This window comes from Flavivirga sp. 57AJ16, from assembly GCF_028736925.1.
Classification (GTDB): Bacteria; Bacteroidota; Bacteroidia; order Flavobacteriales; family Flavobacteriaceae; genus Flavivirga.
On the sequence record NZ_JAQZAT010000026.1, the window covers coordinates 1 to 25,162 of the forward strand.

The following is a 25,162-nucleotide window of genomic DNA, read 5'->3' on the forward strand; positions in this document are numbered from 1 at the left end:
AAAATCAACAGGCATAAATAATTAAAAAACTAAAAAATAAGATGTAGATTAAATGATAAAATGAATTTGAACAAATCAAAAATCAGCATTCAGAAATCAACAATCAACAATCAATATGGAAGCATATATAATAGACGGCATAAGAACCCCAATTGGAAATTATAAAGGTACTTTATCTGCTGTTCGTACAGACGATTTAGGGGCTATTGTAATTAAAGAAGTGGTAGAGCGCAACCAGAATATTCCTAAAGACGCTTATGATGACGTTATCATGGGATGTGCAAACCAGGCAGGAGAAGATAACCGTAACGTAGCACGTATGTGCTCTTTGTTGGCGGGGCTACCATTTACAGTGCCAGGAGAAACCGTTAACCGTTTATGTAGCTCGGGATTATCAGCTATTATTCACGCCAATAGGGCCATTAAAGCAGGAGATGGGGATGTGTTTATAGCGGGAGGCGTTGAAAATATGACACGTGGCCCATACGTTATAGGAAAACCGTCGACAGGATTTGGAGGTGATTCTAAAATGTACGATTCCACATTTGGGTGGCGTTTTATTAATCCGAAAATGAATAAACTCTATGGGACAGACGGTATGGGAAATACCGCTGAAAATCTTGTAGATATGTATCATATTTCTCGTGAAGATCAAGATGCTTTTGCATATTGGAGTCAAATGAAAGCAACCAAAGCGCAGGAAAATGGGCGTTTAGACAAAGAGATCGTTAATGTTGAAATTCCACAACGAAAAAAAGATCCGATCATTTTTTCAAAAGATGAGTTTGTAAAGCCAACTACAACTAAAGAAGTACTGGCAAAGTTGCGCCCAGCTTTTAAGAAAGAAGGCGGAAGTGTTACTGCAGGAAATTCATCTGGGTTGAATGATGGTGCAGCAGCAATTATTATGGCTTCGGGAGATGCTGTAAAAAAATACAATTTAAAACCATTGGCAAAAATTGTCAGTTCAGCGGTTGTTGGTGTGGCGCCAAGAATTATGGGAATCGGACCAGTACAAGCTTCAAATAAAGCATTAGAAAAAGCAGGCTTAACCATGGACGATATGGATATCATAGAGTTAAACGAAGCATTTGCAGCACAAGCATTAGCATGTACCAGAGCTTGGGGGTTAGCAGATAACGATCCGAGACTAAACCCAAATGGCGGGGCGATCGCCATTGGCCATCCATTAGGCGTTACAGGGACTAGAATAGCATATTCAGCAGCTTTGGAATTACACGAACAGCAAAAAAGATACGCATTGGTTACCATGTGCGTAGGTGTTGGACAAGGTTATGCTGCCATCATTGAAAGCGTTTAAAAATCAACGATTGGAGATTAACGATTTTGGGGATTTAAGAAGTATGAGTAAGACTTCAAAAATCAAAAATCGTTAATCTACAATCTCAAAATGAATATGATGAACAAATCACAAAATTATATTACAGTTCAATGGATAGAAGGAACAGGAGAAGGCGTTCCTATGTTTGATGCGGTAACCATGTGCGTAGGTGTTGGACAAGGTTATGCTGCCATCATTGAAAGCGTTTAAAAATCAACGATTGGAGATTAACGATTTTGGGGATTTAAGAAGTATGAGTAAGACTTCAAAAATCAAAAATCGTTAATCTACAATCTCAAAATGAATATGATGAACAAATCACAAAATTATATTACAGGTCAATGGATAGAAGGAACAGGTGAAGGCGTTCCTATGTTTGATGCGGTAACGGGAGAAGTCGTTGCACTATCTGATACCGAAGGATTAGATTTTGCTGAGATCTTGCAATACGGTAGGGAAAAAGGAAATGCCTTACGAAAGATGACTTTTCAAGAGCGGGGAAACATGCTCAAAAAATTAGCATTGTACCTTACAAAAAGAAAAGATGCCTTTTACGAATTAAGTTATAGAACTGGGGCAACCAAAGTGGATAGTTGGATTGATATAGAAGGTGGTTTTGGTAATCTTTTTGCTAATGCCTCACTGCGTAAATTGTTTCCAAATCAGTCCTATCATGTAGAAGGTGATCCTATTGATTTATCTCGAGGTGGACGTTTTATGGCGCATCACATTATGGTGCCAAAAAAAGGAGTAGCGGTACATATCAATGCTTTTAATTTTCCAGTTTGGGGAATGTTGGAAAAGTGTGCTGTTAACTGGATGGCAGGTGTTCCTGCTGTTGTGAAACCAGCCACAAACACAGCCTTTTTAACCGAAGCTGTCGTTAAGGAAATTATAGCATCAAACATATTGCCTGAAGGTGCTTTGCAATTAATTACCGGTTCTGCAAGATCTATATTAGATACGGTTCAATCCCAGGATGTTGTTACTTTTACAGGTTCGGCGGTAACGGGACGTCTATTGAAATCACATTCACAAATTATAAATGAATCCGTGCCATTTAATATGGAAGCCGATTCTTTAAATGCTTCTGTTTTAGGAGAAGATGCCGTACCAGGAACTCCTGAGTTCGATATTTTTATTAAAGAAGTTAGAAAAGAGATGACCGTTAAGGCAGGTCAGAAATGTACCGCCATAAGACGTGTCATTGTTCCTGAAAACCTCATAGAAGATGTACAGATAGCCTTAGGTAAAGCATTAGATAAAGTTACGATTGGAGATCCAAGGTTAAAAGAAGTACGTATGGGGGCTTTAGTAGGAAAAGATCAGGTTACCGAAGTCAAGGAATGCGTGGAGGAAATTGCCAAAACGGCTCAATTAGTATATGGTCATTTAACAGATGTAAATGTTATAGGAGCAGATGCGAAAAAAGGGGCTTTTCTTAGTCCTATTCTGTTAAGGGAAGATAGACCGTTTGAGAATATGGCTGTACATGAACGTGAAGCATTTGGTCCGGTAAGTACTATAATGCCATATAAAAATTTGGATGAAGCAATCACTTTGGCCCAAATGGGTAAAGGCTCTTTAGTATCGTCAATTACCACTAACAATGATCGTATTGCAAAAGATTATGTCGTTAATGCAGCGAGCCACCATGGTCGTATTTTAGTGCTTAATAGAGAGAGTGCTAAAGAAAGTACAGGACATGGGTCGCCACTTCCAAGTTTAACACATGGAGGTCCAGGACGCGCTGGCGGTGGCGAGGAAATGGGAGGTATGCGAGGGATAAAGCATTATTTACAGCGTACCGCCATTCAAGGGTCTCCCACCACCTTAACAGAAATTACAGGAATTTATCAGGCGAATGCCAAATACAAAGAAGCAGAACAACATCCATTTAAATACCATTGGGAAGATATTCAGCCTGGCATGTCTTTAAAAACACATAAGCGTACGTTTACGGATACAGATATTATTAATTTTGCTAACCTTACTTGGGATCATTTTTATGCGCATACAGATATCACATCATTGGATGGAAGTATTTTTGAAAAGCGAACCGCCCATGGCTATTTTATTATTTCGGCTGCTGCTGGATTATTTGTATACCCGAACAAAGGACCGGTTTCTGCTAATTATGGCTTGGAAGACTGTCGTTTTTTACGTCCTTTGTATCATAATGATACCGTTTATGTGCGTTTAACATGCAAACAAAAAGTAGATAGGGATGTTGCAGGAGCAGAGCACCCTAGTGGTATTGTAAAATGGTTTGTTGAGGTATTTGATGCTAATGATGAGTTGGTAGCTATAGCGACCATTCTCACCATGGTTCAGAAAAAGCAGGAGACATTTGTTGAAATGACAGAAGAGAAAATTCAAGAATGTTTAAATAAATTGACAGCTAATATGAAACCAAAATGGGGGCGTATGTCTCCGCAGCATATGGTTGAACATTTAGAGTACACTTATAGAATTGCATCAGGAGAAATACAGGATTTTGAAATTAAAACACCTGAAAAAATACTAGAAAAAGTTTATAACTCGCTTTATAATTATGATAAAATGCCCCATGACCATATGTTCCCTTTAGCAGAGGCATCTAAAATAGAAGAATTAAAATCAGACAATTTAGAGGAGGCTATTATTAAATTAAATAAAGCCCGGAATAGCTATTTGGAGTATTTTAAGGAGAACCCGGATGCGACTTTAAAGAATGTCGTGTTTGGTGACTTAAATAGATATGAGTGGTATTTATTGGAAAGGAAACATTTAAATCATCATTTTGAACAATTTAATCTTTTATAAAAGATTAAATTGTTCAAAATTCCCACGAAAGTGGGAATCCTTAAAAGCCGTATGACTTATTATATTTACATAATAACAAATAAACCAAAAGGTGTTTTATATATTGGGTTTACGAAGAGATTAAAAGAAAGAATATATCAACATAAAAACAAAGTACATCCGACTACATTTTCAGCTAGATATAATTTAGATAAATTAGTTTATTTTGAAAAATTTGAAATAGAAAAAGAAGCTAAATTAAGGGAAAAGAGAATGAAGAAATGGCATCGAGATTGGAAAATTGAATTAGTTGAAAAAGAGAATCCAAGTTGGAAGGATTTATATAAAGATTTAAAATAATAATTAAAAGACTTTCTAAGATTATCGAGAAATCAATAATCTTAGAAAGTCTAGAATAAATTTAAAAAGATTCCCGTTTTCACGGGAACACATAAATCCTGATTGTAGGGATTTGTATAGAGTTAAGTATAACAACTAAAAGATTTCCGCTTTAGCGGAAAGTAAACATGACACAACCATACGTAAAACAAACCATAGAAAACGAAGTAGGATACATCGAGTTTTTTCATCCTGCGCACAACTCCTTGCCAGGAGACATACTAGCAAAATTAGCTAAAACCATCACTGAAGCGGGTGAGAACGATGCTATTAAAGTTATTGTTCTAAAAAGTGGAGGCGACAGGACATTTTGTGCAGGAGCTAGTTTTAAAGAACTGATTAATATTGATGATGCTGCAACAGGCAAAGTGTTCTTTTCAGGATTTGCAAACGTGATCAATGCGATGCGTAAATGTCCAAAGTTTATTATCGGACGCATCCAGGGAAAAACGGTTGGCGGAGGCGTTGGTTTAGCTGCGTCAACAGATTATTGTATGGGAACAAAATTTGCAGCAATCAAATTAAGCGAGTTAAATATTGGTATCGGGCCTTTTGTTGTAGGACCGGCAATAGAACGCAAAATAGGATTGAGTGCCATGTCACAAATTGCCATAGACGCTAATTCATTTTATCCTGCAGAATGGGCAAAACAAAAAGGTTTATTTACGCATGTATATGATAGTACCGAGGCACTTGATGAAGCTATAAAAACCACAGCAGAGCATTTATGTACTTACAATACGGAAGCAATGATGGAAATGAAAAAAGTTTTTTGGAAAGGAACGGACGATTGGGATGAATTATTATCGGAATGTGCAGAAATTAGCGGACGATTGGTTTTAAGTGATTTTACTAAAGAAAAATTAAAAGGGTTTAAGTGATTAACGATTGGAGAATGTCGATTGAAGACTTTAGAAGTATGAGTGAGAACTTCAAAAATCCAAAATCGTTAATCCACAATCTTAAATTATACATATTAATGATTGGAGAATGTCGATTGAAGACTTTAGAAGTATGAGTGAGAACTTCAAAAATCCAAAATCGTTAATCCACAATCTTAAATTATACATATTGAAGCTATAAAAACCACAGCAGAGCATTTATGTACTTACAATACGGAAGCAATGATGGAAATATTAAAAGGGTTTAAGTGATTAACGATTGGAGAATGTCGATTGAAGACTTTAGAAGTATGAGTGAGAACTTCAAAAATCCAAAATCGTTAATCCACAATCTTAAAATTATACATATTGAAGCTATAAAAACCACAGCAGAGCATTTATGTACTTACAATACGGAAGCAATGATGGAAATATTAAAAGGGTTTAAGTGATTAACGATTGGAGAATGTCGATTGAAGACTTTAGAAGTATGAGTGAGAACTTCAAAAATCCAAAATCGTTAATCCACAATCTTAAAATTATACATATTGAAGCTATAAAAACCACAGCAGAGCATTTATGTACTTACAATACGGAAGCAATGATGGAAATATTAAAAGGGTTTAAGTGATTAACGATTGGAGAATGTCGATTGAAGACTTTAGAAGTATGAGTGAGAACTTCAAAAATCCAAAATCGTTAATCCACAATCTTAAATTATACATATTAATGATTGGAGAATGTCGATTGAAGACTTTAGAAGTATGAGTGAGAACTTCAAAAATCCAAAATCGTTAATCCACAATCTTAAATTATACATATGATTTATTCATTCCAAGGATACATACCAGTCGTACACGAATCTAGTTTCGTGCACCCCCTGGCTGCCGTAACCGGAAATGTTATTATTGGTAAACATTGTTATATAGGACCAGGGGCAGCCATTCGTGGAGATTGGGGGCAAATTATTTTGGAAGATGGCGTAAACGTTCAGGAAAACTGCACCGTGCACATGTTTCCTGGAAAATCTATTGTGCTAAAGGAGAGTGCGCATGTTGGTCATGGTGCGATTATTCATGGTGCCAATTTGGGTAAAAATTGCCTGATTGGAATGAATACGGTCATTATGGATGATGCCGAAATTGGGGATGAATGTATCGTTGGGGCGATGTCTTTTGTAAAAGCAGAAACCAAAGTGCCTAGTAGAAGTTTAGTAGTAGGGAATCCAGCAAAAATTGTCAAACAAGTTAGTGACGAGATGATCGATTGGAAAACCAGGGGAACGAAATTGTACCAGCAGCTACCAACAGATTGTCATGAAAGCTTAAAAGAAGTGGCACCTTTAAGAGCCATTCCCGATACTATGAAAATTCAGGATAGCACATATGATACGCTTCGGGATTTTATGAAAAAGTAAATGTTTATTATCTTTAAGTAAAAATAATAATATAAAAACTAACAAACATTAGTTATTTAAAATAATGGAACTCGAATTTAAAATGCCCAAAATGGGCGAAAGCATTACAGAAGGAACCATCATCAACTGGCTGGTTAATGAAGGTGAGTCGTTTGAAGAAGGCGATATCATTATAGAAATAGCTACCGATAAAGTGGACAATGAAGTGCCGGCGCCCTGTTCTGGAAGCTTGGTAAAAACACTATATAAAGCAAAAGATGTCGTGTTAGTTGGAGAAGTGATAGCATTATTGGACGTTTCAGAAAAAACGAAGTCAGGGAAGCCTGTAGAAGTTAAAAAGGCTGCCGGTTCAAGTCCCGTTGAGAATAAAGTAAAATCAAGAACCTCCAGACCATTTCAAGTTCCTTCCGCAGAAAAATTTAGTGTTTCAAATTCAAATACCTTCTTTTCGCCGTTGATTATTTCTATAGCTAAAGAACATCACATTAGTTTCGAAGAATTAGCTAGGATTCCTGCAACAGGAAATGAAGGAAGATTGCGAAAAAGTGATGTATTTAAGTATATCGAAGACGGAAGGCCGTTCAAATTTGCACAACCTGTAGCACAACAAGACCCAACAGCATACCGTATTCCCCAATTAAGTTTCGATAAAGGAAAGGGCAAAGTAGTGAAAATGGATAGAATGCGTCAAATGATTGCAGACCATATGGTGTATTCAAAACATACCTCACCACATGTAACGGCATACGTTGAAGCAGATTTAACAAACATGGTTCATTGGAGGAATACGAATAAAAAAGCATTTCAGGAAAAATATGGAGAACGTTTAACCTTTACGCCATTGTTTGTAGAAGCCGTAGCAAAAGCAGTGAAAGATTTTCCAAATATCAATGCCTCTGTAGATGGAAGTAACATCATTGTAAAAGAATCTATCAATATTGGCATGGCCACAGCGTTACCAAGTGGAAACTTAATCGTACCGGTGGTAAAAAATGCAGGCACTAAAGATTTAAGAGAACTAGCTGCTAACGTAAACGAACTTACAGACAAAGCAAGGGGAAATAAATTGGCTGGCGATGATATAAAGGGGAGTACGTTCACCATTTCGAATGTAGGGACCTTTGGTAGCCTTATGGGAACACCCATAATCAACCAACCTGAAGTTGCCATTTTGGCATTGGGAATTATTAAAAAAAGAGCCGAAGTTATCGAAACGGACAACGGGGACGAAATTGCTATACGAAGTATGATGTACCTTTCTTTATCATTTGACCACAGAGTTGTCGATGGCTATCTAGGAGGCAGTTTTTTAAAACGTGTAGCGGATTATTTCGAACAATTTGAAACAAGTAGAACACTATAAACAAAGTTATGCTGAATCTTCAGTATCTCATTAAACATTATGGAAAACACTATAAAAATTACCAGAGTCAAGGCGTCTAAAGTAAATAATTTAGACTTTGATAACATACCACTTGGAACCATTTTCACAGATCATATGTTTATTTGTGATTATGAAAATGGGCAATGGACAAACCCAAGAATAGAACCTTTAACACACATTCCAACGCACCCGGCAGCCATGGCTTTACATTACGGGCAGGCTATTTTTGAGGGCATGAAAGCGACTTTGGATATCCATGGGAACCCGACGCTTATCTGCCCAGAAAAAAATGGAGAGCGCTTAAATTTTAGTGCGCAGCGTGTCGGTATGCCAGACTTTCCAGTAGTATTGTTTGTGGAAGGGTTAAAACAATTTGTGGGCCTTGAAAAAAACTGGATTCCACCACAAGAAGGAAGCGCCCTGTATCTGCGCCCCTTTATGTATGCAGACGAAGCTTTTATAGGTATGAGAGCAGCCACCCATTATAAGTTTATTATCATAGCATCCCCTTCAGGCCCGTTCTTTACTAAAAGAATTAGTTTGTATGCCGAAACAAAATTCATTCGGGCGGCCCAGGGAGGTACTGGTGAAGCAAAAGTAGCAGGAAATTATGCAGCGGCTATTTACCCTACAGAGCTAGCCAAGGCAAAGGGGTACGATCAGGTTTTATGGTTGGATGCTATTGAACATAAATATATTCAGGAAGTGGGTACTATGAATGTATTCTTTAAAATAAATGGTGAGCTTATAACACCTAAATTGGATGGCTGTATCTTAAATGGAATAAGTAGAATATGTTCCATCGAATTGTTGCGTGCCCGTGGCTATAAGGTTATAGAACGTAAGATTTCTATAGATGAAATTATCCAGGCCTCTGAAAATAAGACTTTAGAAGAAGCTTTTGGAACAGGAACTGCAGTGGGGGTAGCGATGATCCAGGATATTGGTTATAAAGACAAAACGATTCATGTTTCAGATGACAATCCTGTTGGGCAAATGATTTTAGATACGGTAAGCGGTATACGTTCAGCAAGACTTGAAGATGAGTTTAATTGGATGGTAACCATTAAAAATGAGCTGGTTTAAATAAGAACTTGAACTTGAAGCTGAATTCGAACTTGAAAAGTGAACGGGAATAACTCAATTTCGATTTCGGTTTCAGCTTCGATTTCGGTTTGAGTAAGAACTTGAACCTGAAAATGAATTCGAACTTGAAGGTGAACGATAATAATTTAATTTCGATTTCGGTTTCAACTTCGATTTCGGTTTGAAAAAGAACTTGTATATAATAAAAAAAGATGACCACTTTTGTGGAAAATGACTATGAAAAAGGACATACTAAAAAAGGCATTTTTAAAATTGTGCATGGCCAAAGCTATGACAGAACTATACGAAGCTAATTTTAAACAAGTTTCAAAATATGTACATGCAACCTCCAGGGGCCATGAAGCGATCCAAATTGCCTTGGGGATGCAGTTATTGCCTCAAGATTATGCATTTCCGTATTATAGGGACGATGCTATGCTATTATCATTTGGATTGAAACCCTATGATTTAATGTTGCAATTATTAGCAAAAAAAGAAGACCCTTTTTCTGGAGGAAGAACGTATTATTCACATCCAAGTTTAAGAGCAGAAGACAAGCCAAAGATTCCGCATCAATCATCAGCCACGGGCATGCAGACTATTCCCGCTACTGGTGTTGCCATGGGGATGCAATATATTGAAAAGCAAGGTTTAAAGAACAGTGTCACATCGAGTGCAGTCGAGATGTCTCTTAAACCAATTACCGTATGCTCTCTTGGAGACGCCTCTGTTACTGAGGGGGAAATTGCTGAAGCCTTTCAAATGGCAGCATTGAAGCAAATGCCCATTTTATATTTAGTACAAGATAACGGTTGGGATATTTCGGCAAATGAAGCAGAAACAAGAGCTCAAAATGCCTTTGAATATGCACAAGGTTTTAATGGTTTGGAAGCTATTTCCATTGATGGAGCCAACTTTACAGAGAGCTACGAAGCGGTAAAAAAAGTTATAGAGACCATACGTAAGGAGCGTCGTCCGTTTTTAGTACACGCTAAAGTCCCTTTATTGAATCATCATACTTCTGGAGTAAGGATGGAATGGTACCGGGATGATTTGGAAGAAGCGAGAAGCCGTGATCCGTACCCTGTATTAAAACAACAATTGTTGGATGCTGGATTTTCGGAAAAAGAAGTGAACAACATAGAAAATGCTGCGAAAGAAACGGTACAATCAGATTTTGAAAAAGCTTTAAAAGCAGAAGATCCAACACCTGAAGATTTATTTACATACGATTTTTTACCCACGCCGATCACCGAAGAAATAGGAGAGCGTTCTCCAGAGGGTTCCGAAAAAGTAGTCATGGTAGATTGTGCTTTATTTGCTGTAGAGGAACTTATGAAAAAGCATAAAGAATGTTTGTTATATGGTCAGGATGTGGGCGGGAGATTGGGAGGTGTTTTTAGAGAAGCTGCCACCTTAGCACAGAAATTTGGAGATGATAGGGTTTTCAATACCCCCATTCAGGAAGCCTTTATAGTGGGGTCGACCGTAGGTATGAGTGCTGTTGGGTTAAAGCCCATTGTTGAGGTACAGTTTGCCGATTATATTTGGCCAGGGTTAAATCAGCTATTTACAGAGGTTAGCCGTAGTTGTTATTTATCTAACGGAAAATGGCCAGTAAGTATGATTTTGCGTGTGCCAATCGGGGCATATGGCAGTGGAGGCCCTTACCATTCCTCTTCAGTAGAAAGTGTAGTGACCAATATTAGAGGTATTAAAATTGCATACCCAAGCAATGGTGCAGATCTAAAAGGATTGATGAAAGCAGCTTATTACGATCCAAATCCAGTAGTGATACTTGAGCACAAAGGTTTGTACTGGTCTAAAGTACCCGGAACTTCGGGAGCGACATCCGTGAACCCTTCAGAAGATTATATCTTGCCCTTTGGTAAAGCTTGGGTACTACAGGAAATCTGGAAACAGGAAAACATAGAAACGATGACTATTGTGACTTACGGAATGGGGGTGCATTGGGCTTATAATGCCACGAAAGGGATTAGGGATCGTGTAGAGATTATTGATTTAAGAACCTTGTTTCCTTTAGATGAAGATACCGTAATGAAATCGGTTAAAAAAACAGGTAAGTGCTTAGTAGTAACCGAAGAACCGAGCAATAATAGTTTTGCCAGAGCCTTGGCAGGAAAAATTCAGGAAGTATGTTTCAAGTACTTAGATGCGCCGGTCATGACTATTGGAAGCGAAAACGTTCCTGCCATTCCATTAAACTCAACTTTAGAACAAACGATGATTCCGTCTACCGAGAAGGTAAAAAATAAAATAGATGAATTGTTAAATTATTAACTATTACATTTAAACGCAAAAATGGTTCAAGGTTACACTCAAATTGCTATTGCATAGGATACTTTGTTGTGCGTTCTATTAGTTTGGAGAGTTTAAACCGAGTTTGTTTCCTTCTGTATCTAAGAATAATGCAAAAAATCCATTTTCATCCGCATGGGCAGTTTTGGGAACAATGATTTTTCCACCATTTTTATCAACTTTATCAAGTATGGTTTGAAGATTATCTCCTCCATTTAGATATATGGTTACTCCATTAGCAGAAGTATTGAACCCTTCTCCTTTCGTTATAATTCCCGTAACCATTTGTTCCTCGTATGGAAATATTCCCATTTCTACTCTTGGTATTTCCATTTTTTCAATGTCAATACCCAAAATTGCTTGATAAAAACTAACTGCTCGTGGAATATCCATTGCTGGAATATGCAAGTGCCAAAGTACTTGTTAATCAAAACCCATACAGCATGTAGAAGCTTTTGTACAAATTATTATGCAGCAGGTAAGCCTATTCAAGATATTATGCTATTCTCTGGACATAAGACGGAAAAAGAATTTTACAAGTACATAAGAATTGAAAAAGAGCAAAAGGCTTTAGCTGTTCTACAAAGCGGCTTTTGTGAATAACAAAAAATAAAATATTATTTTGAAAATCAAAATTTGGTATTATCTTTGTAATCATATAAAACTAAATAATGCGTATTGTTACTTATAAACGAATACAGGAATTTGCAATGAAGCATGCAGATGCAGAGACACCTTTAAATGTTTGGTATCATACCACAAATGCCAAAGCTTGGAAAAATCTAAATGATATAAGACAAACCTTTAATAGTGTAGATTATGTTGGCAATAATAGATATGTGTTTAACATAAAAGGTAACGATTATAGACTTGTGGCAATAATCTCGTTTAATGCCCAAAAAGTATATATTCGTTTTATAGGCACACACGCAGAATACGATAAAACTAACGACATAAAAAACATTTAGTTATGATACAAACAGAAAAGCAATATAACGCCATTTTAGAACGCATAGAGGAACTTTTAAAAGATTCTGACAACATAGAGAATCAAAACGCCAAAGGTTATGTAGAGCTTAATATTTTGTCTGACCTTGTTGCTGATTATGAAGAACAAAACTATCCTGTTAAAAAGCCTTCTTTAACAGAGGTGATAAAGTTGCGTATGGCAGAATTGGGTTTAAACCAAAAACGCCTTTCAGAACTTTTAGGAGTTAGTACCTCAAGAGTAAGTGAGTATTTAACAGGCAAAAGCGAACCTACTTTAAAAGTAGCAAGAGAAATAAGTAAAAAATTGAGCATAGAACCGTCTATTGTATTAGGCGTTTAATTTTCCATTAAAAGCATAACAACATAAAGTGCAATTAATTTTTGCACTTTTTTTGTTTAATATTGTGAGTTAACAAGGATCATGCACAAAAGTTGTGTTTAGGCAAAAGTTTTAGTCGATCTGAAAAGAAGGCCAGCCATAGACCTATCCAGGTTTAATACCAATTATGAATTAAAATGAGCTACAGAAAACGACATTGCTTATTTGTTTTAGCCTGCTACGAGTTATTTGCATAGCCTAAGCTATGGAAATGACGAGTAAAGAGAAAAAACGAATTAATGAATGAGTTTGAATAGCGTATTTTAATTCATAATTGGTATAACCCTCCTAAATTTCGACTTTGTCGAAATTATCCTCCCTTTTCAAAAGTGAGGAGCAAGTCCGATTTGTATTTTCGGGTACAGTTTTTAAAATTACCCCACATGTTGATCCAGTAGGGGGCTCCTCTTAAATTTAAAAAAGAGGAGAAGAATTCCAATTTTAAGCTTAAAATTGGAAGAAAGAGGCGTTTTATTTTATGGTACGCTCTAGGTATACTTGGGCCATCTGGATTTACCTTGAAGTGGTTATTATGCACTTGGTCATGGCTCGTTATAAATGATTTCATATCGCACACAACTTTTGTTCTTGATCTGTAATCTAAAATTCTAAATGGCTAATACAATACAAGAATTTATCAATGGTAGAGATTATTAGTATATCCTGGAACTGGACTTGACCATTATAGTATTGCTTTTAAAGCTTACAGAAAAGGAATATAAAAAAGCTGCTTTTGTGCAGCTTTTTTATATATGAAAAATGAATGATTTTTTGATCGATAATTGAGATTTAAACCTGACTGCCGTCAGGCAAGTTGCTCCGAAGCTTGCTTTCAAAACTATTAAGGGTTTTTCTTTATGAATGCTTCGCGAGCTTGCTTAGAGGTAGTTTACTTATCGCTAAGAGTCTTGATGGTATACTATTTCGGGATGTCATTATAATAACATCTTATTGGCACAAAGGCTCTTTGCGTTTTTATTGTTGAGCTCCCGGAGGGTATTTAGTCATGATTTCTGTTACAAACTCTTTAATACGAGCTTCTTTTTTCTCCATATTTCTGCTTAAGTAACCAGTTCCCATGCCTTGCCAAACCAATTCCTTTTTATTGGCATCAATAAGGTCTATATATAAAACACCCTGTGTACTGGTGCTTACACTGGGCTGATTCCAACCCCAGCCCCAACCTGGGCCAAAACCTGCTCCCCAAGGACCAAAACCTCCCCAGCCCCAGCCACCATAACCCCAAGAGTTATTGTAAACGTCTACACGTTGCTGGGATTTTGTAAAGAGACTCACTAATAAATCAGGTTTTTCGGATTTTGTAAAGCCTTTAGCCAATAATTCTGCTTCGATGGCACGGAGAATTCTTCGTTTATCTAAATCACTGATTTCTGCTTTGTCAATACCTGTTTTAAAAAAAGCAAAGGTTTTATATGCTCCAAAATTTGCATTCTTGTCGTAATCTGTTGCAACACGCACAGAACTACAAGAGGAAACCACAAGCAGCAGTGCTAAAAGTGGTAAGGTGTTTAATAGTTTTTTCATAGCCTTTTATTTTAATTCTACATTACACAATTGATCTTAAAATCATTGATTTCAAGCATTTTTTTATTAAAAATAGTATCAATAATCATACCAAGCCTTTGGTATATAGCATTATAGTGGTGTTTGTTATCCTTTGTTCTTATCGTAACCGTATGGACAATGCCTGCATCCGCTTTCACAACAATAGCCTCTTCTTAAGTGGTATTGTTCTGTGAAACAGCGATAACCTTCTGGTGTTAGGTAGTAATCACCTTCTTCAATGGGGATTATTTTTTTCATCTGATTGTATTCATTTTTTTAATCGTCAGATGCGATTTGCATACTAAGGGTCTCAATTGGTATTAGTGGTGCTCATGTCATTTTAAACAAAGATAATATAATTTGGATTGATTTTTGAGTGTAATAAGATATGGTTTTAATTTCAAAATATTTGGTTCCTAAAGGTTATACAGGTTTGACCATTTTTCCTTTTGTGTTTTTGAGATCGAAACATTCAAAAAAAGATGCTGCTTTAATGAATCATGAAAAAATTCATTTAAAGCAACAGTTAGAAATGCTAATAATACCCTTTTACTTAATTTATACTATTGAGTTTTTAGTACGATTATTTCAATATAAAAAATGGAATCTGGCTTATCGTAATATTTCTTTTGAACGTGAAGCTTATGCCAATGAATTTCATCTGGATTATATCAAGCATCGACCATTTTGGCAATTTTTAAAGTATCTTCGCGCTAATGATATTTAAGCTTGGGCATAGTATAAATCAACAAATAAGTGCACCTGATAATAAGGGGGTTGAGTTATTTATAAAAAGAGAGGACGAAATACATCCTTTTGTGTCTGGTAATAAGTACCGAAAGCTTAAATATAATCTTCTTGAAGCTAAAAAAAATGGCTTTAAAACACTTCTTACTTTTGGCGGGGCCTTTTCCAATCATATAGCAGCGGTAGCTTCGGCCGGAAATTTATTAGGCTTTAAGACAATAGGGATTATTAGGGGGGAGGAACTTGAAGATAAAATCTTCGATAATGAAACCCTAAGTTTTGCGAAACAAAATGGGATGCAGTTTAAATTTGTTTCCAGAAGGGATTATAGAGATAAAACAACGGAGGCTTTTTTAGCCAAATTAAAAGAGGTGTTTAACGATTTTTATCTCATTCCGGAAGGCGGTACAAATAACCTGGCAATTAAAGGCTGCGAGGAAATATTAACCGAGGCAGATAACGTCTTTGATTATATATGCTGTGCCGTTGGAACTGGTGGAACCATTTCTGGACTTATAAATTGTTCAAAACCTGGTCAACAAGTTTTAGGTTTTCCGGCCCTAAAAGGTACTTTTTTACGGCAAGATATTAGTAAATTTGTAGCCAGGACCAATTGGGATTTAATAACCAGCTATCATTTTGGCGGGTATGCAAAAATAAATGAGGCGCTGGTGACGTTTATCAATCAGTTTAAAAAAATAAATGGAATTCCCTTGGATCCTGTGTATACAGGTAAGATGATGTTTGGGATTTTTGATTTAATAAATAAGGATTATTTTGAAAAGGGCTCAAAAATCTTAGTGATCCATACAGGAGGTTTACAAGGTATTAAAGGAATGAATTTGGTGTTAAAAAATAAAAATTTATCAATAATTGAATAGAAAAGTAAATAGAATAGCGTTAGTATTATGTTTAGGGTGTTTTCTTTTTAGTTGCCGTTCTAAAAAGGCGGTCATTACAAAAAGACCAAATACGACTACAGTAGAAAAAGGAGGTATCGATAAAGAAGAAACAAAAAAGCCTTCTGGGAATTCGACTAAAGTATATGCAAATGCTACAGAGAGGTATATTGATGATTATAAAGAAATTGCACAACAGGAGATGCGTTTATATGGTATCCCGGCAAGTATCACTTTAGCTCAAGGGGTTTTGGAGTCTGGTTCTGGTAAAGGACGTCTTTCTGTAAAAGCCAATAATCATTTTGGTATTAAATGCCATGGTTGGACTGGAGGCAAAATTTATCACGATGATGATAAAGCCCAAGAATGTTTTAGGAAATATAAAGACGCAAAGTATTCATTTAGGGACCATTCTCTTTTCCTGCAAAAAAAGCGTTATGCCAAGCTGTTCAAGCTTAAAAAAGAAAATTACAGAGGCTGGGCCAAAGAATTAAGAGCAGCCGGTTACGCTACTGATAAAAAATATCCTCAAAAATTGATTGGTATTATTGAACGCTATGAATTGTATAAGTTGGACAAAGAAGTATTGGGAAATTCGTATGAAGAATTTGAGGCACCGATAATTGCAGAGCGTATAACATATACCGTTTCGAAAGGTGATACTCTATACGCCATCTCAAGGAAGTATAATATGACGGTTGAAGAGCTTCAAAAATTAAATGGATTAACAAGTACAGCCTTAAATATTGGGCAAGTATTAGTTGTAAAACCATAATAACCAATTATAAATTTATGAACTATAAAAGAAGTAGCTTACTGTTTGCAGAAGCAGAAAAGGTTATTCCTGGTGGTGTAAACTCACCGGTAAGGGCTTTTAGAGCAGTAGGCGGAACACCTATTTTTGTAAAAGAAGCAAAAGGCCCCTATTTATACGATGAAGACGACAATCGATTAATAGATTATATTAATTCTTGGGGTCCCATGATTTTAGGACATGCCTATGACCCAGTTGTGAACGCTGTAGTAGAGAAAGCAAAAAAAGGGACATCGTTTGGAACACCGACAGAAATTGAGACTAAAATTGCAGGGTTAGCGGTTTCAATGGTGCCAAATATTGATAAAATACGGTTTGTAAATTCAGGGACAGAAGCCTGTATGAGTGCGGTACGTTTAGCACGTGGCTTTACGGGGAAAGATAAAATAATAAAATTTGCGGGCTGCTATCACGGACATAGCGATTCGTTTTTAATACAAGCAGGTAGCGGGGCTATTACTTTTGGAACACCTAACAGCCCAGGGGTCACCAAAGGAACAGCTAAAGATACTTTGTTGGCTCGCTATAACGATATTGAAAATGTCACCCAGTTAATTGAAGCAAATAAAAGCGAGATAGCTTGTATTATTATCGAACCGGTTGCCGGGAATATGGGATGCATTCCGCCTCAAGATGGTTTTTTAAAAACCTTAAGAACGTTGTGTGATAGGCATCATATTTTGTTGATTTTTGATGAGGTGATGACGGGATTTCGTTTAGCGAAGGGTGGTGCTCAAGAGCTCTTTGGTATTGATGCGGATATTGTTTGCTTTGGAAAAGTAATTGGAGGAGGTTTGCCAGTGGGGGCATTTGCAGCCAGAAACGAGATTATGAATTATTTGGCGCCATTGGGGCCCGTGTACCAAGCAGGAACTTTAAGTGGTAATCCACTAGCTATGGCCGCCGGTTTAGCCATGCTAGAAGCATTGAATTGTGATGCTGAAATTTATAATCGTTTAGCTGAAAAAACCGAATACCTACATAAAGGTATTACTAAGGTTTTAAATGATAATAATATTGTTCATACCATAAACAGGGTTGGTTCTATGATTTCGGTTCACTTTGATGACTCTGAAGTCGTGGATTTTGAAACTTCTGCAAGAGGAAATAACGATACGTTTAAGAAGTTCTTTCATGGTATGCTAAGTGAAGGTGTTTATATTGCGCCAAGTGCTTTCGAAACATGGTTTATTACCGATGCTTTAACTTATAAAGATTTAGATTTTACCATTGCTGCGGTAAATGCGGTTGCAAAAACTTTATAAAAAAAGAGCATTTCAAATTTTTGAAATGCTCTTTTCATTAACAAACTAAAACCAACCAATTAACTAAATCTATTTTTGTCTATTCATACCTCTATTTTTGTCTTTTCTTTTGGCAGCCATTTTTAATTGTGCTTTTTCCCATTTTGCATATTGTTCTTTATTTAATATGCTTTTCATTTTGGCTTTCATGGCTATTTTATGGTCTAACCGAGCATTTTCCATTTTAAGACGTTCTTCTTTAGTCGGTCTTTGGGCGGTTCCATTTGCTTTTCTAGCCTTATACTGGGCCATCATTGTTTTACGTAAAGTAGCATTTTCCAGGTTTATTTTTTGAATCTCTTTTTGTTGTGATTCATTTAAATCCAAAAACAAAGTCATTCTTTTTGTTTTCAAAGTGGCTATCTCTTCAGCAGAAAGGTTGTTCATCTTTTGGGCCCGTTCAGATCGGTCTCTTCTTTCCGTTTGTGCTATAGCTTGAATAGATATCAATGCTATGGCAATGATTATTAATTTTCTCATGTTTACCTCTTTTAAGTTATGTGCAAGTAGGACTTTTGATTTTTTAAAAGGTTTAAACGGTCTTTTGGTTTTAACCAAATATTAACATTGTAAAACTTTAAAGTAGTTCGATGTGGGTTTGATAGCATAGAAACTAATTTTAACGTAGATTCCTGTTTTACCGAAACAAGTTCAGCACATGTCGCAGGAATAGCAAAGAGGTCAGATTATTTAAACACGGGAATCTTTAGAGAGATGCCCGTTTGGAAATCTGGAGCATTATTGATCAAAAAATCTTCTTTGAAGTATAGCGATAGTTTATAGTTGGAATGACCATAAGTATAAACAAAAGACCAATTAGATTGTGCTTTGTACAAAGTTACAATACCGTGATGCCAGCCGCCGTTTATCTCTTTCCAGTTGCCTAAAAGCTTAAGATAATCGGCTTCCTTTCTTTTATTGTAACGAGATTGAATTTGGTAGACGATCCCTAATGAATTATAGTGCCCCCTTTGGGTGTATTTTGTTATTTCGATATCGCTCTCAATAGTTGCTAAAAATGGATTATTGCCCAAATCGATAACCTCTTTAAAGTTGATGAGGTTTTTTCGTAAAACGTTCATCCCGACTCCCATATTAAATTCGTAGCTATTACTTAGTCTTAGTTTTTTAATGGCATTTAAAGAAACACCTATATCCAGAGACGCATTAAATTTAGAAGTATTAATACCTAAGTGGCTTCCAAAATTGACAAATATATTTTTAGTTTTATTGATTGAAAGTGTTGGATAATAAAAATGATTTAATTCAATGCCTCCTATAAAGAAATCATTATTATTTAGTTCAAGCGTATTGCCGTTTCTATCAAGGTATTTAAAATGAACTTGGTTTAAACCATAATAACGTCTGCCGAATGGATCTTCTCCCCCTTGTATGTTACTATGAAACCATTCAATGGTCTCATCGCCAGTAAACGGTGAAAAAGGGTACTTTCCTTTAGTTATTAAATAAGATCGTAGTGTAACTCCTAACTCGTTTTTTTTATCCAACGGTATATTTATGCTTAATCTAAATTCTTTTATAACGGCATCAATGATAATATTTAAATAATCGGCAGGGGTAGTTTTTTGATCTATAAAGGTAAAATCCCTATTATACCAAATAAGTTTACTTTGTGCTTCTCTTACGGCTGGGTCTTGTGGAAAATACCCTTCAACAAAAGGATGAAAGTTGTTTCCGCTTATAGAGCTTATAGTGAGTATCGGGTTTTTGAAAGGTCTGTATTTAAAATTCGGGTTAATTCTAGAGCTGAAAATACCAAAATGATGCGTGGTTAAAAGGCTGGGGTTGTCAATGCCGTTTTTTGTTGATAAACTATCTTTTTGTTGGGCAATAACAAGAAGATTACAAAAACAAAAAATAATTAAAAGCCCTTTTTTTAGCATCACATAAAAATAGTTAAAGTTTAAATAATGAATTATTATTTATTTGTTAATTCTTGTTGAGACTGTTTTATTAAATTTAAAGTGGTTGTATATAGGTCTTGATTGTTCATCTTGCCTTTCAGCCAACTATAAAAACTTATTACAAAAATATCTTCTTTGTGTATGGCGACCCAATCAAAAGATTTTGCTACGGTATTTTTGAATTTGCTCGAAGTGACCGCTTCCGGATTTTTATAGTAAGATTCAACAAAACCTAAATAGGTAATAACACGTTGTTGATCGATGCTTTTTAAATATGGGTAATAATTTCTTTTAAAGCTAAGTAGCCGAGACTCTATTAAATCAATATTCTTAAGTTCAATATGAAGTAATATTTCTATTAAATTCTTTTTTATGACCCACTCTTTTCCTGCTTTTTCAGTATACCATTGGTCTGTGTGGTAAAATTTGGAGAAGAGCGTATGTGTTTTTTTTAAATCATTTTTCTGAAAATAAAACATAATAAGACTCAAATGAATATCCAATAATGATTCTGTATCGGGATGCTTGTTGGTCGTTAGGGGTTCCAGAATTTCAATCGCTACTTTTTGCTTATTGGAATAATTATAGTTGAGCGCTATTAGTAAATTATATTTTAGTTTATAAGTATTATAATATTTTTTCTGTTTTAGAAGCATATGTTCATGCATGAGCCTTAAATAATGAAGAGAGTCATTAAACTTTTTGTTCCTAAATAATGTATTAGCTATTAAATATATAATTTGAATGTGATAGAAGAGTTGTTTCTCTTTGTTTTTATGAGTGATTATAATATGATAGGTGTTTATTAAAAAGGGTTCTATTTGCAAATAATCTTTGGTTACAAAAGCCGAAATGCTCACAATGGTTGCTAATTGATACAGCGACTTAAAAGACATGGACTCGTTAATGCTAATGTTATGTTCTTGCAAGGTCTGGTCTAGAACTGTTTGAAAATCGACGACGTCACCCTTATAAGTAATATTGTTTAAGGTATGCTTCATTTTTGCATAGACAATATTGAGTTGGTCTTCTAATTGATGATTTTTTTGATTTTCTTCAAATCTAGTGACAAGGGCCTCCATGGAGATAGATGGATTTGTGTAGGCATACTGAATTTTGGTATGATAAATTTCATTTAACAGAGGAAACAAATAATGCTCGGAAGCCAATACCTCGGCTTTGTCTAAAATTTTATAGGCAACCTTGTATTGTTTATGCTGTAGGAAGGATCTAGAAGCCAATATGTATTTAATGATTTGCATATCTATTGAGTTTTCTTCCTGCAAACTGTTATTTGCAACAAAATCAATAATAGATTGATATAAACGTTTTCTTAAAGCATGGTAAGCATCTTTCTTAAGGCTTCCGTAGAGCTTGAAGCAGATGTCATTAGAATTCAGCTCATCATTTAATAGGTAATTAAAGAGCTGCATATTTTTAGTGTCATTACGTTTGTTTTTTTTGTCTAAATATGCTGTGAATCGCTGTTGATCTTCATAAGAAAAGGTAGAGATTATATCATTTAAGTTAGTCATTAAATCGTCAGTTTTTTTTATTAAACCTTTTTAAATATAATGAATTTAAAATTGTTTGTATAAATTATATCATCAGTTTTAATAAAATATTGTATTTCATATACTGGATAAGTGTTGCAATTTTGTCCTGTAATCAAATCATTAAAACAATAATTATGAATTATCAAACATCAGTTTCAGTAGATGAAAAATCAAAAGAAACAAAAGTTAAAAAGAATAAGAAGGTTTACGATCAAAAACCAACTTCAGCTTTTATAGGAGCATCTTGGTCGGCATTGTTAATAGGGGTGACGTCTTATTGTATTGGTTTATGGAATGCGGAGATGCTATTAAATGAGAAAGGGTATTATTTCACCATTCTTCTTTTTGGGCTGTTCTCGGTAATATCTGTTCAAAAGGCCGTACGGGATAAACTAGAAGACATTCCGGTTACCGATATTTATTATAGTATAAGTTGGTTTACAACAGTGACTTCTATTGTGTTATTGGTTATAGGGCTTTGGAATGCCGATTTACTTTTAAGCGAAAAAGGATTTTATGGTATGTCGTTTCTGTTAAGTGTATTTGCAGCCATTGCTGTACAGAAGAATACAAGGGACATACAGTATATTGACAGAAGTATTGAAGATAAAAATAGTTTTTAGATAGAAATAGTATTCGTCAAAACAGAAATTATAAAGGGTTGTTTTGATGGTTGGTTAGTTAGATAACCCAAAACCTCACAGCCATTTGCTGTGGGGTTTTAAATATTGTAATCATGAAAAAAAATAGAGAACAATAAATTTAATTTTAAGATGAGACCAAACCTCACTAAAGATTTAATAGAATTTTCAGAAACCAAATTAAAAAGACCTGTTTCAAATAAAAGGAGACTAATAGAGATACTGGGCGTTGTTCTAACGGCAATAGGAAAATTTATTTTTATGGACTATCTCGATTGGAGATTGTTTTATGTTGTTTTAGCAACGACATTATGGATTTTATATATTATTTTTAGATATAAAGTTGAAAAAAACGTTATGATGTATTGGGGATTTAGAACAGATAATTTCAAGTACGCTCTAAGGTTAATGATGCCGTTTGTTATTGTTTTAGCCATGTTGTTTCTTGGTATAGGTTATTATCAAAATACGATCAATATAACATGGCATATTTTGCCACTTTTGATTGTTTACCCCATTTGGGGAAGTATCCAACAGTTTTTAATTATTGGTTTAGTTGTAGGGAATTTAAATGATTTGAATCATAAAAAAATAAGTAAAGGCTTCATTATATTTATAACAGCTCTTTTGTTTTCTGTGATTCATTTTCCGTCAACATGGTTGATGATAGGCACTTATGTTCTGGCATTATTTTATGGATATGTGTATTTGAAAGAGAAAAATATATATGTAATGGGCGTGTTTCATGGATGGTTAGGTGCTTTATTTTATTATACAGTGGTTAATAAAGACCCTTTTCAAGAAATATTTTTAAAATTTTTAAATTAACGAAAGTATGAATTCAAAAATTCAAAAAGACATAAAAGAACTTGTTGCAGAACAAGTTATATCGAAAGACACTGCCTCAAAAATAACGTCTTATTATCTGTCAAAACAGCGTCATTCATCAAATAAACTATTTACTGTTTTTGCAGTATTAGGCTCCACATTGGTAGGGCTTGGCATCATATTAATATTAGCTCATAATTGGGATGATTTTTCGAGAACTTTAAAAACGGCTTTTGCTTTTGCGCCTTTAATTATAGGACAAGCAATGGTTGGGTATGCCATTTTAAAAGATAAAAGTGCCACATGGAAAGAAGCTTCGGGAGTATTTCTGTTTTTTGCAGTGGGGGCAAGTATCGCTTTGGTGAGTCAGATTTACAATATTCCGGGAGATTTAAGTAGCTACTTGCTAACCTGGATTTTGTTATGTTTACCACTAATTTATCTTTTAAAATCGAGTGCCTTAGTCATTTTGCAAATTGTTTTTATAACGAGTTATGCTTGCAGTTTAGGTTATTTTTCAGGAAATAAAACGCCATGGGTGTATTTAATATTATTGGCGTCGTTATTACCACATTATTATAAATTATTAAAACAGGGAAAGTTACACAATATCACATCGATTTTAAACTGGCTTTTGCCCTTAAGCTTTGTTATTGTTATGGGAGCTTTTGTTAGGGATAATGGGAATTTTGGATTTTTAATTTATGTTATTTTATTTGGATTGTTATATAATATAGGTAAAATCCCATTTTTTAATGATCAAAAATTAAGACGAAATGGCTATTTGGTTTTAGGTTCTTTAGGAACCGTTTATATGTTACTGTTAACGAGTTTTAATTGGCTTTGGGAAGCTGTTTTTGTCAATAGATTGAATTTTAATTCGCAAGCATTTTACATCGCCTTAACGCTTTTTTGTCTAGCCCTAGCGTTATTAACTTATTCGTATTTAAAAAAATGGATTCGCAATTTTAACCTTTTTCAATATGCCTTTATATTTTTTATGCTCTTTTTTATGATTAGTTTGGTTAATACGGGACTTTCTGTAATACTAATAAACCTGCTAATTTTAATATTGGGAATCATGGCTGTAAAAATTGGAGCAGCCACCTATCATTTTGGGGTCTTAAATTACGGTTTATTAATAATTACGGTACTTATTGCCTGCCGTTTTTTTGATACGGATATGAGCTTTGTGCTTAGAGGGCTATTATTTGTAGGTGTCGGTGTTGGTTTCTTTGTAACCAATTATATTATGCTAAAAAAACAAAAAACTTTAAAAACGCAAAAATGAAAACAATACATATATTCACAATATTTATAATGGTAGTATTGATACAATTATTTGTGCCTTCTCAAATGATTTTTAATCAAGAACTTATTTTGAAAAAAGGTAAGGTGTATAAGTTTAAAACACACCCTGTTGATCCAACAGATCCTTTTAGGGGCAAATATATAAACCTTAATTATGAGATTGGTTCTTATAAAACGACAGACTCTTTATGGCAACGAAATGAAGATATCTATGTTTATTTAACTAAAGACAGTTTAGGATTTGCAAAAATCGATACTATTGGTAGAACTTTAAAATCAAATAATAAAAATGACTACATAAAAGCTAAAGCAGGATGGTATTCAAGTTATTCAAATACATTAAGCATAGAATTTCCTTTTGATCGCTATTATATGGAGGAAACCAAAGCGTATAATGCTGAGGTAGCGGTGAGAAATAGGCAACGTGATTCTCTACCACATAATACCTATGCCTTAGTTTATGTTAAAGATGGAGCGGTCGTTTTAAATGATGTTATCATTGATGACATGTCGATTAGGAATTATGTAGAAAATGGTAGCTCGAAATAATTAGCTTCATTTATCGTATCTTAGTATTCTAACGCTTTTAC

General features: G+C 35.0%; 27 protein-coding genes. 21 read left to right on the forward strand and 6 right to left on the reverse strand.

Annotation, left to right across the window (positions count from 1 at the left end; all coding sequences use genetic code 11):
- Positions 1-115 precede the first annotated feature (115 nt).
- The 11 genes from pcaF (at position 116) to PQO00_RS19435 (ending at position 11,594) form a co-directional block, all read left to right on the forward strand.
- A complete protein-coding gene (gene pcaF / locus PQO00_RS19385) occupies positions 116-1,321 on the forward strand; it encodes a 3-oxoadipyl-CoA thiolase (RefSeq protein WP_274186512.1) in 1,206 nt (401 codons plus the stop codon).
- Between the two features lie 99 nt (positions 1,322-1,420).
- Positions 1,421-1,552, forward strand: a complete 132-nt coding sequence (locus PQO00_RS19390; protein ID WP_274186513.1) for a hypothetical protein — start codon at positions 1,421-1,423, stop codon at positions 1,550-1,552.
- Positions 1,553-1,651: 99 nt separating this feature from the next.
- Entirely contained in the window at positions 1,652-4,147 is a 2,496-nt protein-coding gene (gene paaZ, locus PQO00_RS19395; RefSeq protein ID WP_274186514.1) for a phenylacetic acid degradation bifunctional protein PaaZ, read from the forward strand.
- Positions 4,148-4,198: 51 nt separating this feature from the next.
- Entirely contained in the window at positions 4,199-4,486 is a 288-nt protein-coding gene (locus PQO00_RS19400; RefSeq protein ID WP_274186515.1) for a GIY-YIG nuclease family protein, read from the forward strand.
- A 167-nt stretch (positions 4,487-4,653) separates the two neighbouring features.
- Positions 4,654-5,406: an enoyl-CoA hydratase/isomerase family protein gene (locus PQO00_RS19405; protein WP_274186516.1), complete on the forward strand. Its 753-nt coding sequence runs from the start codon at positions 4,654-4,656 to the stop codon at positions 5,404-5,406.
- Between the two features lie 269 nt (positions 5,407-5,675).
- Positions 5,676-5,858, forward strand: a complete 183-nt coding sequence (locus PQO00_RS19410; protein ID WP_274186517.1) for a hypothetical protein — start codon at positions 5,676-5,678, stop codon at positions 5,856-5,858.
- Complete coding sequence (locus PQO00_RS19415; RefSeq protein ID WP_274186517.1) at positions 5,855-6,037, forward strand: hypothetical protein; 183 nt, start codon at positions 5,855-5,857, stop codon at positions 6,035-6,037. The genes PQO00_RS19410 and PQO00_RS19415 overlap by 4 nt, the downstream gene beginning before the upstream one ends.
- A gap of 189 nt (positions 6,038-6,226) precedes the next feature.
- Positions 6,227-6,823 carry a transferase hexapeptide repeat family protein gene (locus PQO00_RS19420; RefSeq protein ID WP_274186518.1) on the forward strand — a complete coding sequence of 199 codons (597 nt, stop codon included), beginning with the start codon at positions 6,227-6,229 and terminating at the stop codon, positions 6,821-6,823.
- Between the two features lie 64 nt (positions 6,824-6,887).
- Entirely contained in the window at positions 6,888-8,186 is a 1,299-nt protein-coding gene (locus PQO00_RS19425; RefSeq protein WP_274186519.1) for a dihydrolipoamide acetyltransferase family protein, read from the forward strand.
- 39 nt (positions 8,187-8,225) lie between these two features.
- Positions 8,226-9,293 carry a branched-chain amino acid aminotransferase gene (locus PQO00_RS19430; protein ID WP_274186520.1) on the forward strand — a complete coding sequence of 356 codons (1,068 nt, stop codon included), beginning with the start codon at positions 8,226-8,228 and terminating at the stop codon, positions 9,291-9,293.
- Between the two features lie 231 nt (positions 9,294-9,524).
- Entirely contained in the window at positions 9,525-11,594 is a 2,070-nt protein-coding gene (locus PQO00_RS19435; RefSeq protein ID WP_274186556.1) for a thiamine pyrophosphate-dependent enzyme, read from the forward strand.
- 78 nt (positions 11,595-11,672) lie between these two features.
- Here PQO00_RS19435 and PQO00_RS19440 read toward each other — a convergent pair whose 3' ends face one another.
- Positions 11,673-12,020 carry a VOC family protein gene (locus tag PQO00_RS19440; protein ID WP_274186521.1) on the reverse strand — a complete coding sequence of 116 codons (348 nt, stop codon included), beginning with the start codon at positions 12,018-12,020 and terminating at the stop codon, positions 11,673-11,675.
- Positions 12,021-12,283: 263 nt separating this feature from the next.
- On the opposite strand from PQO00_RS19440, the gene PQO00_RS19445 reads away from it, so the two are divergent.
- Positions 12,284-12,580 (forward strand): type II toxin-antitoxin system HigB family toxin, encoded by a 297-nt coding sequence (locus PQO00_RS19445; protein ID WP_274186522.1) that lies wholly within the window; start codon positions 12,284-12,286, stop codon positions 12,578-12,580.
- Between the two features lie 2 nt (positions 12,581-12,582).
- Positions 12,583-12,942 carry a type II toxin-antitoxin system HigA family antitoxin gene (locus PQO00_RS19450; protein ID WP_274186523.1) on the forward strand — a complete coding sequence of 120 codons (360 nt, stop codon included), beginning with the start codon at positions 12,583-12,585 and terminating at the stop codon, positions 12,940-12,942.
- Between the two features lie 1,014 nt (positions 12,943-13,956).
- On the opposite strand, the gene PQO00_RS19455 is transcribed toward PQO00_RS19450, so the two are convergent.
- Positions 13,957-14,526: a DUF4136 domain-containing protein gene (locus tag PQO00_RS19455; RefSeq protein WP_274186524.1), complete on the reverse strand. Its 570-nt coding sequence runs from the start codon at positions 14,524-14,526 to the stop codon at positions 13,957-13,959.
- Positions 14,527-14,652: 126 nt separating this feature from the next.
- Positions 14,653-14,805, reverse strand: a complete 153-nt coding sequence (locus PQO00_RS19460; RefSeq protein ID WP_274186525.1) for a DUF5522 domain-containing protein — start codon at positions 14,803-14,805, stop codon at positions 14,653-14,655.
- Between the two features lie 130 nt (positions 14,806-14,935).
- Here PQO00_RS19460 and PQO00_RS19465 point away from each other — a divergent pair, with 130 nt between their 5' ends.
- From PQO00_RS19465 to hemL, 4 genes are read left to right on the forward strand one after another with little or no spacing between them, the layout of a single operon-like run.
- Positions 14,936-15,274 carry a hypothetical protein gene (locus tag PQO00_RS19465; RefSeq protein WP_274186526.1) on the forward strand — a complete coding sequence of 113 codons (339 nt, stop codon included), beginning with the start codon at positions 14,936-14,938 and terminating at the stop codon, positions 15,272-15,274.
- Entirely contained in the window at positions 15,264-16,175 is a 912-nt protein-coding gene (locus PQO00_RS19470; RefSeq protein WP_274186527.1) for a 1-aminocyclopropane-1-carboxylate deaminase/D-cysteine desulfhydrase, read from the forward strand. The genes PQO00_RS19465 and PQO00_RS19470 overlap by 11 nt, the downstream gene beginning before the upstream one ends.
- The gene (locus PQO00_RS19475; RefSeq protein WP_274186528.1) at positions 16,168-16,968 is read left to right on the forward strand and encodes a glucosaminidase domain-containing protein; all 801 of its coding nucleotides are present in this window, start codon (positions 16,168-16,170) and stop codon (positions 16,966-16,968) included. Before PQO00_RS19470 ends, PQO00_RS19475 begins: the two co-directional genes overlap by 8 nt.
- Before the next feature lie 17 nt (positions 16,969-16,985).
- A complete protein-coding gene (hemL, locus tag PQO00_RS19480; protein ID WP_274186529.1) occupies positions 16,986-18,272 on the forward strand; it encodes a glutamate-1-semialdehyde 2,1-aminomutase in 1,287 nt (428 codons plus the stop codon).
- A gap of 69 nt (positions 18,273-18,341) precedes the next feature.
- On the opposite strand, the gene PQO00_RS19485 is transcribed toward hemL, so the two are convergent.
- The 3 genes from PQO00_RS19485 to PQO00_RS19495 form a co-directional block, all read right to left on the reverse strand.
- Positions 18,342-18,791: a hypothetical protein gene (locus PQO00_RS19485; protein WP_274186530.1), complete on the reverse strand. Its 450-nt coding sequence runs from the start codon at positions 18,789-18,791 to the stop codon at positions 18,342-18,344.
- 206 nt (positions 18,792-18,997) lie between these two features.
- A complete protein-coding gene (locus PQO00_RS19490) occupies positions 18,998-20,218 on the reverse strand; it encodes a hypothetical protein (protein WP_274186531.1) in 1,221 nt (406 codons plus the stop codon).
- A 32-nt stretch (positions 20,219-20,250) separates the two neighbouring features.
- Positions 20,251-21,771, reverse strand: coding sequence for a hypothetical protein (locus PQO00_RS19495; RefSeq protein WP_274186532.1), 1,521 nt, complete (start codon positions 21,769-21,771; stop codon positions 20,251-20,253).
- A 155-nt stretch (positions 21,772-21,926) separates the two neighbouring features.
- Between PQO00_RS19495 and yiaA the strand changes: the two genes are divergently transcribed.
- The 4 genes from yiaA (at position 21,927) to PQO00_RS19515 (ending at position 25,121) form a co-directional block, all read left to right on the forward strand.
- Complete coding sequence (gene yiaA, locus PQO00_RS19500; RefSeq protein WP_274186533.1) at positions 21,927-22,415, forward strand: inner membrane protein YiaA; 489 nt, start codon at positions 21,927-21,929, stop codon at positions 22,413-22,415.
- A 150-nt stretch (positions 22,416-22,565) separates the two neighbouring features.
- On the forward strand, positions 22,566-23,261 hold the full coding sequence (locus PQO00_RS19505) for a CPBP family intramembrane glutamic endopeptidase (protein ID WP_274186534.1): 696 nt from the start codon (positions 22,566-22,568) through the stop codon (positions 23,259-23,261).
- A gap of 7 nt (positions 23,262-23,268) precedes the next feature.
- Positions 23,269-24,552 carry a DUF2157 domain-containing protein gene (locus tag PQO00_RS19510; protein ID WP_274186535.1) on the forward strand — a complete coding sequence of 428 codons (1,284 nt, stop codon included), beginning with the start codon at positions 23,269-23,271 and terminating at the stop codon, positions 24,550-24,552.
- Positions 24,549-25,121: a GDYXXLXY domain-containing protein gene (locus PQO00_RS19515; RefSeq protein ID WP_274186536.1), complete on the forward strand. Its 573-nt coding sequence runs from the start codon at positions 24,549-24,551 to the stop codon at positions 25,119-25,121. Before PQO00_RS19510 ends, PQO00_RS19515 begins: the two co-directional genes overlap by 4 nt.
- The last annotated feature ends 41 nt before the right edge of the window (positions 25,122-25,162 follow it).

What these genes read in the sequence shown, in the direction of transcription:
- pcaF (WP_274186512.1), top strand. Translation starts at nt 116, where the DNA reads ATGGAAGCATATATAATAGACGGCATAAGAACCCCAATTGGAAATTAT.
- PQO00_RS19390 (WP_274186513.1), top strand. Translation starts at nt 1,421, where the DNA reads ATGAACAAATCACAAAATTATATTACAGTTCAATGGATAGAAGGAACA.
- paaZ (WP_274186514.1), top strand. Translation starts at nt 1,652, where the DNA reads ATGAACAAATCACAAAATTATATTACAGGTCAATGGATAGAAGGAACA.
- PQO00_RS19400 (WP_274186515.1), top strand. Translation starts at nt 4,199, where the DNA reads ATGACTTATTATATTTACATAATAACAAATAAACCAAAAGGTGTTTTA.
- PQO00_RS19405 (WP_274186516.1), top strand. Translation starts at nt 4,654, where the DNA reads ATGACACAACCATACGTAAAACAAACCATAGAAAACGAAGTAGGATAC.
- PQO00_RS19420 (WP_274186518.1), top strand. Translation starts at nt 6,227, where the DNA reads ATGATTTATTCATTCCAAGGATACATACCAGTCGTACACGAATCTAGT.
- PQO00_RS19425 (WP_274186519.1), top strand. Translation starts at nt 6,888, where the DNA reads ATGGAACTCGAATTTAAAATGCCCAAAATGGGCGAAAGCATTACAGAA.
- PQO00_RS19430 (WP_274186520.1), top strand. Translation starts at nt 8,226, where the DNA reads ATGGAAAACACTATAAAAATTACCAGAGTCAAGGCGTCTAAAGTAAAT.
- PQO00_RS19435 (WP_274186556.1), top strand. Translation starts at nt 9,525, where the DNA reads ATGACTATGAAAAAGGACATACTAAAAAAGGCATTTTTAAAATTGTGC.
- PQO00_RS19445 (WP_274186522.1), top strand. Translation starts at nt 12,284, where the DNA reads ATGCGTATTGTTACTTATAAACGAATACAGGAATTTGCAATGAAGCAT.
- PQO00_RS19450 (WP_274186523.1), top strand. Translation starts at nt 12,583, where the DNA reads ATGATACAAACAGAAAAGCAATATAACGCCATTTTAGAACGCATAGAG.
- PQO00_RS19455 (WP_274186524.1), bottom strand. Translation starts at nt 14,526, where the DNA reads ATGAAAAAACTATTAAACACCTTACCACTTTTAGCACTGCTGCTTGTG.
- PQO00_RS19460 (WP_274186525.1), bottom strand. Translation starts at nt 14,805, where the DNA reads ATGAAAAAAATAATCCCCATTGAAGAAGGTGATTACTACCTAACACCA.
- PQO00_RS19465 (WP_274186526.1), top strand. Translation starts at nt 14,936, where the DNA reads ATGGTTTTAATTTCAAAATATTTGGTTCCTAAAGGTTATACAGGTTTG.
- PQO00_RS19470 (WP_274186527.1), top strand. Translation starts at nt 15,264, where the DNA reads ATGATATTTAAGCTTGGGCATAGTATAAATCAACAAATAAGTGCACCT.
- hemL (WP_274186529.1), top strand. Translation starts at nt 16,986, where the DNA reads ATGAACTATAAAAGAAGTAGCTTACTGTTTGCAGAAGCAGAAAAGGTT.
- PQO00_RS19485 (WP_274186530.1), bottom strand. Translation starts at nt 18,791, where the DNA reads ATGAGAAAATTAATAATCATTGCCATAGCATTGATATCTATTCAAGCT.
- PQO00_RS19495 (WP_274186532.1), bottom strand. Translation starts at nt 21,771, where the DNA reads ATGACTAACTTAAATGATATAATCTCTACCTTTTCTTATGAAGATCAA.
- yiaA (WP_274186533.1), top strand. Translation starts at nt 21,927, where the DNA reads ATGAATTATCAAACATCAGTTTCAGTAGATGAAAAATCAAAAGAAACA.
- PQO00_RS19505 (WP_274186534.1), top strand. Translation starts at nt 22,566, where the DNA reads ATGAGACCAAACCTCACTAAAGATTTAATAGAATTTTCAGAAACCAAA.
- PQO00_RS19510 (WP_274186535.1), top strand. Translation starts at nt 23,269, where the DNA reads ATGAATTCAAAAATTCAAAAAGACATAAAAGAACTTGTTGCAGAACAA.
- PQO00_RS19515 (WP_274186536.1), top strand. Translation starts at nt 24,549, where the DNA reads ATGAAAACAATACATATATTCACAATATTTATAATGGTAGTATTGATA.